Source organism: Pseudomonadota bacterium, assembly GCA_023229365.1.
GTDB lineage: Bacteria > Myxococcota_A > Polyangia > JAAYKL01 > JAAYKL01 > JALNZK01.
This window is the reverse complement of the sequence record JALNZK010000146.1, coordinates 1-12,334: the sequence shown is the minus strand read 5'-3', so window position 1 is coordinate 12,334 and position 12,334 is coordinate 1. Positions and strand designations below refer to the sequence as shown.

The 12,334-nt window shown below is 64.4% G+C and carries 14 protein-coding genes; 13 read left to right on the top strand and 1 reads right to left on the bottom strand.

Annotation, left to right across the window (positions count from 1 at the left end):
• Window positions 1–104: 104 nt before the first annotated feature.
• The gene (locus M0R80_28150; protein MCK9463512.1) at window positions 105–245 is read right to left on the bottom strand and encodes a hypothetical protein; all 141 of its coding nucleotides are present in this window, start codon (window positions 243–245) and stop codon (window positions 105–107) included.
• Window positions 246–712: 467 nt separating this feature from the next.
• Here M0R80_28150 and M0R80_28145 point away from each other — a divergent pair, with 467 nt between their 5' ends.
• The 13 genes from M0R80_28145 (at window position 713) to M0R80_28085 (ending at window position 12,266) form a co-directional block, all read left to right on the top strand.
• On the top strand, window positions 713–1,690 hold the full coding sequence (locus tag M0R80_28145; GenBank protein MCK9463511.1) for a hypothetical protein: 978 nt from the start codon (window positions 713–715) through the stop codon (window positions 1,688–1,690).
• Between the two features lie 63 nt (window positions 1,691–1,753).
• Window positions 1,754–3,184, top strand: a complete 1,431-nt coding sequence (locus M0R80_28140) for a putative DNA binding domain-containing protein (protein ID MCK9463510.1) — start codon at window positions 1,754–1,756, stop codon at window positions 3,182–3,184.
• Between the two features lie 321 nt (window positions 3,185–3,505).
• Window positions 3,506–4,201: a DUF1566 domain-containing protein gene (locus M0R80_28135; GenBank protein MCK9463509.1), complete on the top strand. Its 696-nt coding sequence runs from the start codon at window positions 3,506–3,508 to the stop codon at window positions 4,199–4,201.
• Window positions 4,202–4,349: 148 nt separating this feature from the next.
• The gene (locus M0R80_28130; protein ID MCK9463508.1) at window positions 4,350–4,895 is read left to right on the top strand and encodes a hypothetical protein; all 546 of its coding nucleotides are present in this window, start codon (window positions 4,350–4,352) and stop codon (window positions 4,893–4,895) included.
• A 139-nt stretch (window positions 4,896–5,034) separates the two neighbouring features.
• Window positions 5,035–5,739, top strand: a complete 705-nt coding sequence (locus tag M0R80_28125) for a recombinase family protein (GenBank protein ID MCK9463507.1) — start codon at window positions 5,035–5,037, stop codon at window positions 5,737–5,739.
• Window positions 5,736–6,098: a ribbon-helix-helix domain-containing protein gene (locus tag M0R80_28120; GenBank protein MCK9463506.1), complete on the top strand. Its 363-nt coding sequence runs from the start codon at window positions 5,736–5,738 to the stop codon at window positions 6,096–6,098. Before M0R80_28125 ends, M0R80_28120 begins: the two co-directional genes overlap by 4 nt.
• Window positions 6,099–6,427: 329 nt before the next feature.
• Window positions 6,428–6,808 (top strand): hypothetical protein, encoded by a 381-nt coding sequence (locus tag M0R80_28115; GenBank protein ID MCK9463505.1) that lies wholly within the window; start codon window positions 6,428–6,430, stop codon window positions 6,806–6,808.
• Window positions 6,809–7,138: 330 nt separating this feature from the next.
• The gene (locus M0R80_28110; GenBank protein ID MCK9463504.1) at window positions 7,139–7,330 is read left to right on the top strand and encodes a hypothetical protein; all 192 of its coding nucleotides are present in this window, start codon (window positions 7,139–7,141) and stop codon (window positions 7,328–7,330) included.
• On the top strand, window positions 7,321–8,520 hold the full coding sequence (locus M0R80_28105; protein MCK9463503.1) for a hypothetical protein: 1,200 nt from the start codon (window positions 7,321–7,323) through the stop codon (window positions 8,518–8,520). Before M0R80_28110 ends, M0R80_28105 begins: the two co-directional genes overlap by 10 nt.
• A gap of 192 nt (window positions 8,521–8,712) precedes the next feature.
• Entirely contained in the window at window positions 8,713–9,828 is a 1,116-nt protein-coding gene (locus M0R80_28100; GenBank protein ID MCK9463502.1) for an SMP-30/gluconolactonase/LRE family protein, read from the top strand.
• Window positions 9,829–10,095: 267 nt separating this feature from the next.
• Window positions 10,096–10,989, top strand: a complete 894-nt coding sequence (locus M0R80_28095; protein MCK9463501.1) for a hypothetical protein — start codon at window positions 10,096–10,098, stop codon at window positions 10,987–10,989.
• Between the two features lie 66 nt (window positions 10,990–11,055).
• Window positions 11,056–11,295, top strand: coding sequence for a helix-turn-helix transcriptional regulator (locus M0R80_28090; GenBank protein MCK9463500.1), 240 nt, complete (start codon window positions 11,056–11,058; stop codon window positions 11,293–11,295).
• A 35-nt stretch (window positions 11,296–11,330) separates the two neighbouring features.
• On the top strand, window positions 11,331–12,266 hold the full coding sequence (locus tag M0R80_28085) for a hypothetical protein (GenBank protein ID MCK9463499.1): 936 nt from the start codon (window positions 11,331–11,333) through the stop codon (window positions 12,264–12,266).
• The last annotated feature ends 68 nt before the right edge of the window (window positions 12,267–12,334 follow it).

Sequence of the window (12,334 nt, the reverse complement as noted above, 5' to 3'; positions counted from 1 at the left end):
CACCGCTGCCCCCAGTGAGTCGCTGATGATGCTACCAACCATTAGGCGGGCGATCTACGAGGAACTTGGGAAGGCGGTTGCCCAGAGCCGGGGTCCGTCGGTTGTCACGCCTCCGGCGGCACCCACGGCCAGACGATGTTCGCGAGATCCACGTACAACCCGACCGACGGGAGCGCGGCCGACAGCGCCTGGAGCCAGCCGGAGAAGCCCTGCCAACCATCGGTGTAGCCGCATTCCCTGAACATGTCGGCGAAAGAGACCTGGGAGAGGTCCGCGCGTTCCCGGCGAACTCGCCGGAGCGTCGCCGCGATTTCGTCACTCGCGCAATCCGTCCATCGGCCGTATCCACGCCACAACGTTCCGTTCCAGACGAGGGTCGCAACGCGCCGCTTGTCACCGTCGACGACTGGCAGGATCCCCCTCGGGACGGCAGTCCTTGCGCCCGTACGATGCAAACGTCGGCGCCGAGGCAGTCCACGTCCTCGCGGGCCGATTGCGAATGAGGAACCGAAGCCGACGACGTCCTTCAAGCTCATAGGCACACTGTAGCGCAGCCAGTGACCATGGCCAGCGATGGCGCGCGACAGGCGGGCCGACGTCAAGCCATGATCCTGCGGAGGATAGCCGGTTGACGTATAATTGCCTCGGCACGCAGGCCTTGCCCTTGGATAAAAGACAACTCTCGGGCCACGCGTGCACGGGAGGCCCCACGATGGATGACCGCCGCGATGATAATTCAGTAAACGAGATTTACGTCCTAGATACCAATTCCATTTGGTCGATGCGATTCGAAGACTTGCGCTCCGCGTCATCGAGGGCGCACCTGGCCGTGTCGCCGATCTCAATCTTCGAGTTGCTGTGCCATCTCGATGAGCAGAACAAGAAGGGGCGCGGAGCTGAAGTGTCTGGCTGGTCACGGGTCAACAAGGTGAACCTCGCGAAATGCAGCCTCTTGTCGCTCCTCGACGACCCATACGCCGCGCAGGCAGACGCCGTCGGTGCTCGCGACTTGGTCCACTCTACCCGTTTCGAGGACAGGCAGGTCCTGCCTCAGCTCTTCCCTGCGCTCGAATCATCATCCACGCTCGATGCGTTCTACTCCTGCGAGGTGAAGTACCCGAACGGGGAGACTGGGCTTGTCCGGAATGCGGCAGCGCGAGCTCGAGCTCTCCTCGAAGCGGAGGAAGCTCGGTACAAAGCTCACGTGAACAAGTGGTGCGCGCTGATGATCGCAGAGTTCGGCTACGAGCGGACGCAACAGTTCACGCCGGTCGACTTCGTCCGTTTTGCCGTACATGCCGCATCAGGCCTTGCCGAGCACTACAAGGATGGTCTGCCGACGGTGACCAGCGGAGCCGAACTGGACCTGAAGGGGCCTGTTTTTTCGGCGACCTATACGCATTTGGGCTACGGGATCGCCCGCGCTATCGAGTATCTTCGACGAGCCGGTGGCAACATCGAATCGCTCAATATCGATCCCAACGACATGGAGGACTCAGCGATCTGCTTGCATCTGAGCCTCGTCGAGCACCGCGTTCTTGTTACCGGAGACGGCGGCACCTACAAGGCTGTTGATCAAGCCCTTCGGAATCTACGTGCGGCAAGCGAGGCACTACATGAGCCCGTGGTCGCCTACGCGCGTGTAATCTCAACCGACGAATTCAAGAGCCGCTTGGTCCCAACGAGCTGATACTTTGTCGCCGCGGACGCGGGAGGATGTTCACGGAAGGGAGGCGGCGGTACAGTGCGGAGGATGGAACTCAAGAAGATGCTCAACGCGGCCGAGGGCAAATCGCTAGAGTTCAAGCGCGACCTCTCCTCGCTCAAGCCGATCCTCAAGACGCTCGTCGCCTTCGCGAACACGGCGGGCGGCGCGCTCGTCATCGGACGCGACGACGACGGCAAGGTGCGCGGCGTGCCGGACGCGGGTGCCGAGGAGGAGCGGCTCGCGAGCGCGATTGCCGACGGAATCGCCCCGGTGTTCCTCCCGGACATCGAGATCCGGCGACACGGCGGGCGCGATCTCCTCGTCGTTCAGTCGGCCCGCTGGCCGGGGCCGTTCTACGTGAAGGCGGACGGGCCGGAGCACGGCGTGTACGTGCGCCTCGGCTCGACGAACCGCCGGGCCGACGGCGAGACCTTGGACCGTCTGCGGCGCGAGGCGCGCGACCGCGCATTCGATCTCCTCCCGTGCATCGGCGCCGACGCCGACGACCTCGACATGGACGCGATCCGGCGGGCGTTCGCCGCGGTCGGACACGAGATCGACGCGGCGAAGCTGGAAAGCCTCGGCGTGCTCATCCGGTATGGGCGGACGCGCGTACCATCCAACGGCGGCGTGCTCCTGTTCGGCCGCGACGAGGCGCGGCGGCACCACTTCCCGGACGCGCAGATCCGGTGCGCTCGCTTCGTCGGCGCCGCGGGCGGGCAGTTCCTCGACCAACTCGACTTCGAGGGATCGGTGCTTGCGGGCATCGACGCGGCGGACAAGTTCGTCCGGCGCAACACGCGGCTCGCGTCACGGATCGAGGGGCTGCGGCGCCGCGACATCCCGGAGTACCCGCCGCTCGCGCTGCGCGAGGCGCTCGTCAACGCCGTCGCCCACACGGACTACAGCGTCTCCGGCATGAACCTCCGCGTCGCCGTGTACGACGACCGCCTCGTCGTCGAGAACCCCGGCGCGCTGCCGTTCGGCCTCACGGTCGCCGACCTCAAGGCGGGCGTGAGCCGGATCCGCAATCCGGTGATCGCCCGTGTGCTCCGCGAGCTGGAGCTGATGGAGAAGTGGGGCAGCGGCTACCAGCGGATGCGCGACGAGTGCGGTCCGAACGGCTACCCGCTCCCCGAGTGGGTAGAGCTGTCCTCCGCGGTGCGCTGCGTGTTCACACCGCACCCGGAGGCGGCGAAGGCGGCCGATGAACTTGGTCCCGAGCCCGGGACCAAGTCGGGACCAAGTCGGGACCAAAGACGGCTTCTCGACTTCGCGCGCGAGCCGCGCTCGCTCCCGGAACTGATGGCGCTGTTCGGGTGGACGAACCGCACCAAGTTCCGCGACAAGTTCATCCGCCCGCTCCTCGATGCCGGGTTGCTCGCCATGACCGAGTCGGACAAGCCGCGGAGCAGTCGGCAGCGGTACATGGCAACGGCCGCTGGGCTCTCCTCGGCTGCCTCCGATCATCTCTGAAATCCGGCCGCGCGCTCATGGACGCGACTTCTCGAGCATGTGGATCCTCGGCTTGACGCTGAACAGCGCGTAGAGCGGCAACGCCTCCCCGTTCCCCGCTGCGACTCCGATCCACACCGGTGCGGCGCCGCGGGAGTCGAGCCACGCGAGGTGCCGCTCGACGAGCGCCGTGCCGAGCTCCGCGTTTGCGGATCGCGGGGGAGGATAGCGCAGGCGATGGCGAGTGGAGCGACAGGGCCCAGCGTGCGTGCATGGCTATCCTTGTCGGGCTCCCGTGCGCGTGCCATAGTTCTTTCCTCATCTCACTGTAGGGAGAACAAGATGAAAACGATTCGAGGTCTGCTGTTGGCGGAACTCACGGTGGGAGCGTTTGCGCTTTCTGCGTGTGGAACCGATCCTGTGTGTGAGGCGGGCGCAACGCAGGCGTGCGTTTGTACCGACGGTTCGAATGGCGCGCAGGAGTGCCTCGGTGACGGTAGCGCATGGGGAGACTGCGTTTGCGCGGGTGACACGGACTCAGACTCGGATTCGGATTCGGACACGGATTCGGACACGGATTCGGACACGGATACAGATTCTGACTCGGATACAGACACGGATGCCGATACGGACACCGATTCGCTCAACTGTGACGGCGGGCGCTACGATGCAACGTCTGGTCTGTGTTGGCAACACCCGAAAGCGGGGGAAAGCTTCAGTTGGCAGGACGCGGTCGACTATTGCGAAGGGCTTTCCCTTGCTGGGCATTCGAACTGGGTCTTGCCGAGCCGCCAAGACCTCGTCGACGTGCTGGATGAGTGCGACAGCGACGTATTGGGCGGGAGCAATGGCTACTGCAACACGTGCGCCGAGAGCGACCAGTGCAACGAACTTTTCGGTTCTGATGGCGATTTTTATTGGTCGTCGACCCCCTACGATTCCCTTCTTTCGTGGGGTGTCAGCTTCATCCTCGGTATCGTGGCTCCGTACAACGTCGACGCCTACCGCGGTGTCCGTTGTGTGCGTCCTGGACCGTGAGTAGGGTGTGGTTCACTCCACGAACTGATACACGTCGTCGAACGCAACCACCAGGCCGGGCGCTCATGAACAGGCCCATGTCGATGTGGCGCCACGTCCGTGAGTAGTTGAACGCTGCGCCACCGGCGCACGAGAGCTGGGAGTACTGATGATGGAGAACGTACAGAAATTGGTTGGCCTGCTGCGAGACCGCTTGGAGGGAAAGCGTGAAGACCTCGCCGTGATCTCGGCGACCGGCTACAGTTTCGAGGGCTGGATCAAATGGGAAGCTTTCTGTGAGTGGAGCAAACCCAAAGCGCACCCGAGCCTCGGCACCGAGTTGCCGTACCCAGTCGATAGAAAGAATCCGCCTCGATGCGATATCGTTTTCGTTCCACCGATTGGCGCCAATTCGAAGGGAGATGGGTGGGTCGAACTGGCCGTGGTCCACGACTGGACCTCTGGCAAGTGGACATCGAAAATCGAGGACGACATCCAGACCATCCGACAGGCGGAAGTGCCGGGCGCCGTGATCGTCGTCTGCACAGCGAAGAAACCAGTTTCCCTCCGTCAGCAGACAAGCTGGGGTAAAGGGTGGGAGAAGTTCTTCACGGATCTCAGAATTGCCGTGGGGGACATCCCAGGCGTGCCAGTCGGATGGCCCGACCCCGCAGTAGAGGGGATGCAGATCAACGTTTTTGCCCTCATTCCATAAACGTGTTTGGGAGGCCGATGCCTGCGAGGCGTATCGCGACACGCGGTGGGTTGTACACGCTTCGTTCGAAGCGTGTACAAAACGCATGGACAAGGTAACCATTATGTATTACATAATGAGTACAGCCACGGAGGCGACGATGAAGCGAGGAACACGGAAGGGCGACGCGACGAAAGTGATCGGATACCTGCGGGTGAGCACCGATGCGCAGGATCTCGGACCCGTCGCGCAGCGGTCGGCACTGGAGGCGTGGTGTGCGGCTCGAGGTGCCTCTCTTGTCGCCGTGTTCGAGGACAAGGGCATCTCCGGCGGGGCGGAGCTGGACAAGCGCCCTGGGCTTCTGGGGGCGCTCTCCGCGGTCAAGGCGCATGGCGCCGGCCTCCTTCTCGTCGCCAAGCGCGACCGACTCGCCCGCGACGTCGTCGTGGCCGCGATGATCGAACGGGTCATCCGGCGCCACGGCGCCGACGTCGTCGCCGCGGACGGTGTGGGCAACGGCGACGGTCCGGCCGACGAGTTCATGCGGACGGTCATCGACGGTGCCGCACAGTACGAGCGCGCCCTCATCCGCGCCCGCACGCGGGCGGCGCTCGCGGTCAAGCGGTCGCGCGGTGAGAAGACCGGCGGCTCGGTGCCGTTCGGCTTCCGGCTCGAGAAGGACGGTGTCCACCTCGTCGCCGACGACGGCGAACAGACCGTTATCGCGGTCGTGCGGCAGCTCCGCGTGGACGGTCTCTCGATTCGGGGGATCGTCGAGCGGTTGAACGCCGACGGCGTTCGCGGTCGGGGTAGCCGGTGGCACAAGACGTCTGTAGTGCGACTCCTCGACCGGGGCGCCGCGTGACCGTGGACTTGGTGCGCGAACGGCGCATCCGGGAGAACCTTGCCGAACTGCACAGGTTACTGACCGAAAATCCGAAGCGGGTGGAGCGGGTCTCCGCCTGGCTCGCGGAACAGGAGGCAGAGGAGATGAAGAACGATGAGGCGATCACGCTGCGTTTGCCCAAGGATTTGCTCGACGAGGTAGACAAGCTGGTCCCGAAAATCGGGTCCGCAGGCGACTTCAAGGCGACGCGCGTGTCGAGATCGACAGTTATTCGTCTCGCAATCTTCCGCGGGATTGCCGAGCTTCTGATGGAGTTCGGCATCGTCGATGACGCCGTCCCTTCGAAAGGGAAGCGCGGGACCGGGAGGGCGAAATGACTACTTCGACGCAAATCGAGCGGACCAGGCCCCGCCCTACTGGAAGAAGGGCGCGGTCGGGTTCGGCACCGCGGGGCGGACGAGACGTACGGGCCGCCCCTATCGGCGGGAAAGGGCGGCGCGGTCAAACCGACGTCGCCGACGTCTCCGGGGGGATCGGCGCGCGTGTCCTGGAAGATAGACTTGTACGGATCGATAGCGTCGGGTCCGCGGACCTCACACAAGTTCACAAACCTTCACACCCGCGACAGCTCACCCCGCAGCAGACCACCGCCATCGAGCTGATCGTCACCGGGCGAACCGACGCCGAGGTCGCAGTCCAAGTGGGGGTGACGCGGGAGACGGTCAACCGCTGGCGAAACTGGAACCCGCTGTTCATGGCGGCGATGAACGAGCTTCGTCTTGGCCTTTGGAAGGCGACGCGCGAACGCCTTCGCACCCTCAACGCCAAGGCGCTCGACGTCATCGAGCAGCATGTCCAGGCCGGGAGCCTCAAGGCGGCGCTCGCGCTTCTTAAGTACGCGAACGAGGAGAAAATGCCGAACGGGAGCACGACCCTCCCGGGCGTGGTCGACGACCTGGCCGAGAACATCGACCTCACGTTGATGCTCAAAGATATGCACTCAGCCTGCTACGACAACTCGTTCGCCCGCGCGCTGCGGCGCATCTGGCTTGACGCCCCCAAGACCGACAACACGGACAGCGCCTGACCGCGGCTTGCGTCGCGGACACACACGACGCGATCTCCCGTTCCGTTGACCGCGGCGTCTCCTTCGCCGATACTTCTCGATGAGCTGACCAGATGCTCACTCCGGCCTCGCGAGAGGCTTGGCGGATTCGTCACCCGCGACGGGGCGCGCAAACGGGAAGCTCAAGAAAAAGCAGGCACGCACCCCGTAGCCGTTGCGACGGGGGGTGACTCCCCCCGTTCGTGCGGATTGGGCGGGTGAGTTCGGGCGTGCCTGCGACTCATACCGCCCTCTTTTTTAGGGCGCGGCGCGGGGGCCAGCCGTGAAAGTCCAGATCGAGAAATCCTCTGGGTGGTCGTTGGTGTTGGGGTGATCGCCGCGCTGTCGGGCGCACCGGCCGTCGGCGCGGTCCTCATCGTGCTCGGCATCGGCGCCGAGATCTACTTCCGGACCAAGGAGTGGTGGGAACACGGGTGGCGCGAGCGACCGGAGCCAGTACCGGGCGCTCCGTGGCTCCATGGGGAGGTGTGGGCATGGCTATGACGGAAAGGAAAAGGAAATTCCTCATCGCGATCCTCGGGATCCTGACTGGTTTGGGCGTGGCGGGCATCATCGGACAGCTCGTCGCCCTCGTCCCTGCGGGTGGCGTGATCCTAGCCGTTCTGCTCGTGACGACAGCGGTGCTCGCCGGCATCGGCAAGCTGTCCGCAACGGCGAAGCCTTGGTTGCGAAGTCTGAGCGGTCTCGTCCTCAAGAACCCGAAGGTGACCGCCTGCGCTACGGCGATCCTGGTCTTGGCTTGCTTCGTCGCAATCAGAATGTGGATTCGTGACATGGACCAAGCGGAGGCCGCGCGCTTGGCGGTCGAACAACAGCAGGCCGTCGTCGCGGCTCAGGTCGTCGCCGATCAGGCCAAGAGGGCAGCCGACGCCAAGGCCGCCGACGCGGCCTCCGCGGCCTCGGTCGCGCGTCTCGCCGCCTTGCGGTCGTCGGCCGCTGCGAACGCGGAACGGTTCCGAGGCGACATGCGGGTCATCGAGGAGCACCTCGTGAACGGCCGCCTGGATGACGCGGTGGAGCGAAACGCGAAGCTGACACAGGAGGTGGCCGAGTACCGCTCGGTGGACCCGCGCCCGGCGGAGATCGCGCCGCTGTTCGAGCCGGTGAAGTCCCTCGCCGACAAGGTCGAGCGGGCGAAGACGGTCGTCGAAGCCGCCGAGGACATCGCCTTGTCGAAGGGTACCGTGCGGGGCGTGGACCAGATCGCCGACAGCTCCGACGGATGGACCGCGCTCATCGAGGAGTACCGGAAGGCGCTCGACCGGATCGCGTTCCTGGAGAACGCCAGCGAGGAGACGCGCCGCTTCATCCCGAGCGACCTGAACCTCAAGAGCGAGCGGCGGTTTTTCGAAGGAAAGCTGAAGACCGCGGAGCGGAAGCTGGCGAAGGCGCAGAAGGCCGAGGATCTCGCCGCTGCGTACGCCCTCGTCTGCGGCGAGGCGCCGACTCCGAGCGTTTGGGACGGCGAGATTTCGGAGGTGACCTACGCGATCAAACAGGTCGCCCACGACCCCGACTCCATCGAGGTGAAGAACTGCACGGCCCCGGTGCTGACGAAGAAGGCGTGCTGGGTGACGACCTGCGACGTGAGGGGCAAGAACGCTTTCGGCGCCCTCGTGTTCGACCAGAAGCGGTTCAGCATCTCACAGCTCACCGGAGTCGAGGAGCTGTAGGCCGACGATGGCCGACTGGCAGGTGCGGGAAGCGAGGCGCACCCTGCGGGGAAGATGGTTTCAGGATGGATAAACGACACCTCACCGCGAGGTCCTGATCAAGGAGGGGGAATGAAACGATATCATAGCTTCTGTGGAACGGTCCTAGCCCTGAGTGTTCTCTTGTGGATTGCTGCATGCTCGGATCAGTCGTTGGGTCACGAAGAGCCGGACGCGAGCTCCGACGCCGATAGCGATTCCGACACGGACACGGACACCGACACCGACGCCGACACGGACACGGACACGGACACGGACACCGACACCGACACGGACACCGATGCCGACACCGATACCGATACCGACACCGATACCGACACCGACGCCGACACGGACACCGACACCGACACGGATACCGATACCGACACCGATACGGATACCGACACCGACACCGACGCGGACGGCGACGCGGGCATAGACGCAGGAGAGGACGCGGGCGCCGATGCGGGCGACACTTGGGACTGCGACGCCCTCCCATCTGCGCCGCTGGCCGTCGAGGAACTGGGGGGGCCGGTGGGCTTATTCGACCTCGCGTTCGGCTCCGACGGGCTCATCGTCGGCGCGGGCTCAGGCGGCAGCCCTCTGTTAAAGGCGGGCGTCTCGAGCGCCGCCTACGTCTGGGTGAGTGGCCTGTCGGGCGTGCAGGGCATGGACTACCTACCCGGCGGCGACCTCGTGGTAGCCACGAGCAATCACGGACTCGTACGGATCGCACCGGATGGAAGTTGGACCTACCTAGTGCCGTGGTTCACGACGGTCTACGGCGTCATGACCGGGCCGGACGGGATGGTCTACTGCGGCGACAATATGAACCTGTATCGCGTGGATCCCGAGACCGGCGACGATACGCTCCTCGTCTCCGGCACCAGCGCGCGCGGTTGCGACTTCAGCCCGGACCACACGCGCCTCTACATCACGACGCAGGGGGAGGCGGGCCAGATTTACGTGGCCGATCTCGACGACGACCTCAACCCCATCGCGGCGCCTGTGCTGTTCGCCACGATCCCCGGCGGCGATTGGCTCGACGCGATCCGCGTGGATGCATGCGGGAACCTCTACGTCACGAACTTCGACACGACCGCGCTCTACCGCATTTCGCCTGAGGGCGCGGTGTCCACGTTCTACGACTGGCCGTCCACCACGGGCTACGGACAGGGCATCAGGTGGGGCCGCGGCGCCGGGTGGGATGACGCCTCCATCTACATGCCGCAGCCCTATGACGGCGCGACGGTCGTGCGATTCGAGGTCGGCGTCCACTATCGGGACTGACCACAGGAGACAGGTTGACCGACACGCACGACTGGATCACCGCACTCGAGCGCCTGACGGCGCCGAACCCCGAAGCGATTTCCGCCGGACGCGAGACACGGGGACTGAAGGTTGCGGCGCCGGTAGAAGAAGTGGCGGTCCGACCGTGATAGGATCGGCGCACGCCTCGCGGGGCTGACGGTTGATCACCGTCGGTGCGCTCGACCCGAAGCCCGAGCTTCCCGCGAGGTCGCCTTTCCTCGCGCGGCTTCGGTGGAGGCTTCGGGGATGGCGAGAAAGCAGAGGGCACACCTCCCTCCTGATCGCGAAGGCGACGACAACGCGATTCGAGACGCGAATGCGACGATGTCGCGTTGGGCAGACGAGCGGAAGAAGCTGGCCGCTATCGATGAAGTGTATCAGCGGTGGGTTGAAGGCGGTGCCAAGCGAGGGCGCGAGCTTAACGAAGTCCTACGTGTGTTTGAAGCCAACTCTCCGCCCATGCCTATCGAGGATATCATCGAAGACTCGTTGTCCCTGTATCGAAAAAATCTACACGCTCTGAAAAGCGCCCCTCTGGGAGAGCGCAGCAAGACGATACCTGCCCGGCGCCGTCGTCTGCGCGAGAGGTTTGCTCTGACCGAGGCGGCGGTGAAGAGGTTGTGCGAGTGCCGAATCGAGATGCTCGCCGCGACGCGAGAACTCGCAGAACGCTTGGCGGAATACTTCGAAGGGCGCGATGACGAAGTCGCCGACGCGAAATGGGTCGCCCAGTTTGTGCTCCGATTGCAGATCGCTGCCAGCCCGATCCCTGACAGTATCGGCCCGATGGTCGAGTGGCTGGACGGACCCGCTCTTCGCTCTTGGGATGTACATGAACGCCTGCTCGTCCCTCTGCTGAGCGTCCCGCTGCGGATCGATCTGGAACTTGGTCCGGACCCGCAATCCAAGCCTGTCAGGGGACAAGAGAGAGAAAACACGTGGTATCGGATGCTGTCCCTCCTTGTTGCCGAGGGCCTCTCCGACAAAGAGATCCGCCACCGACTCCGTGACGCCAAGCAACGCCACGAAGAGGAATTCGCGAGCTTCTCAGCGGACTGGCTGCGCCTCGTGGACAAGTACCTCCGTGAGATCCACGAGGAGATGCCTCAGCGCCGGAAGCGTCGGTCATCTTTGCGCTGATCTGCCTCGAAAACCTTCGCAGTGATTCCCGTGATCCGCGTCAAGGGCGAGGCTACGTTCTCCGTCATGGGACGCAAGCACAACGCGAATACGGGCCTCGGCGACGCGGGCTTCCGGCGCCGAATCAAAGCCAGGATGGTAGAATGCGACATTTCGGTCGCGGCGGTCTGCTCGACACTCGCTTTCAGCCGCGAGACGTGGCGTGCACGGCTCTCCGGCGAACGTGCCTGGACCGGGCGGGAGCTTCGGCTTCTCGCGGATCTTCTCGGTGTAAGCTTCCACGAACTGCTGGGGGTGCGGCCGTGACTCGGTTGCCGACAAGCCCCAAAGCTCGCGCTCTCGTGATCCACAAGCAACCGTGGCCACCGGCCTGGAAGAAGATCGCCGTTCACCTGTGCACGCTCGCAGGGAAGGACTTGCAACGCCCCATCTTCGAATCGCAACCGCACCTCGCGCGCGATCTGAACATGGGCGAGGGTTCCTACCCCTTAGCGGAGCGTGCGCTCGGCCGCGACGGCTTCCATAGTCGAGAGAAAATCGACCCGGGTGGGCAGTATACCAACGGACACCCGGCGCCCATTGGCGGGCGCGTGCTCCGCTTGCGGCAGGAGTGGTTCGACCTTCACGCCAACGATCCGATACCGCCGAAGCGCGGCCGGAAGACCGGCAAGGCGTCTGGAAAACCGAGATCGACTATGGATAGAACCGGGTCTACGAGCGGCCCCACGTGCCCTCCCAACTGCGTTCAGGCGCCAGCGCGACGTGACGAACTTCTCGATGAAGAGAAGGCCGAGCGCGCGACGTTGGTGCAGGATCTCCGTACGTGGGCGGTCACAGACGACGAACTGAAAGAACGTCTCGGCGGTGTCGATCTCGCGACCGCGCCGCTGCCTCTTCTGCAAGACATGCTCGACGAGGCGACCGATCTACTTGGATCACCCGAAGCCAAGGTCGCGAATGATCCGCACGGATCACCCGAGCCGCACTTCGTGACCGATCCGAGCCGATCACCGATCCAAGCCGATCAGCAAGATACACACGAAGAGAAGACGCTACGAGGTAAGGAAGAAGATCCGAGGAGGGGAGAATCCCTGCCTTCTCCGGCGACCGAGGAAGAATTCGAAGAACGCGCCGCGATCATGCAGTTCGACGGCGGGCTGCCCCGCGCAGAAGCGGAACGCCGGGCTCGCGCACTTCTCATGGAAAGAGGATCGCGCGTTCTGGCCGACACCACCAACTGTGGTGACGGTCTCGACGAGCGGAGGGTGATGCCATGAGCGTCAACACGCCGTCACCCGCAGTGCCCGCGGTTCCCCCGTCGCCGCCTCCATCGGCCCCGTCGCTG

What these genes read in the sequence shown, in the direction of transcription:
- M0R80_28150 (MCK9463512.1), bottom strand. Translation starts at nt 245, where the DNA reads ATGTTCAGGGAATGCGGCTACACCGATGGTTGGCAGGGCTTCTCCGGC.
- M0R80_28145 (MCK9463511.1), top strand. Translation starts at nt 713, where the DNA reads ATGGATGACCGCCGCGATGATAATTCAGTAAACGAGATTTACGTCCTA.
- M0R80_28140 (MCK9463510.1), top strand. Translation starts at nt 1,754, where the DNA reads ATGGAACTCAAGAAGATGCTCAACGCGGCCGAGGGCAAATCGCTAGAG.
- M0R80_28135 (MCK9463509.1), top strand. Translation starts at nt 3,506, where the DNA reads ATGAAAACGATTCGAGGTCTGCTGTTGGCGGAACTCACGGTGGGAGCG.
- M0R80_28130 (MCK9463508.1), top strand. Translation starts at nt 4,350, where the DNA reads ATGATGGAGAACGTACAGAAATTGGTTGGCCTGCTGCGAGACCGCTTG.
- M0R80_28125 (MCK9463507.1), top strand. Translation starts at nt 5,035, where the DNA reads ATGAAGCGAGGAACACGGAAGGGCGACGCGACGAAAGTGATCGGATAC.
- M0R80_28105 (MCK9463503.1), top strand. Translation starts at nt 7,321, where the DNA reads ATGGCTATGACGGAAAGGAAAAGGAAATTCCTCATCGCGATCCTCGGG.
- M0R80_28095 (MCK9463501.1), top strand. Translation starts at nt 10,096, where the DNA reads ATGGCGAGAAAGCAGAGGGCACACCTCCCTCCTGATCGCGAAGGCGAC.
- M0R80_28090 (MCK9463500.1), top strand. Translation starts at nt 11,056, where the DNA reads ATGGGACGCAAGCACAACGCGAATACGGGCCTCGGCGACGCGGGCTTC.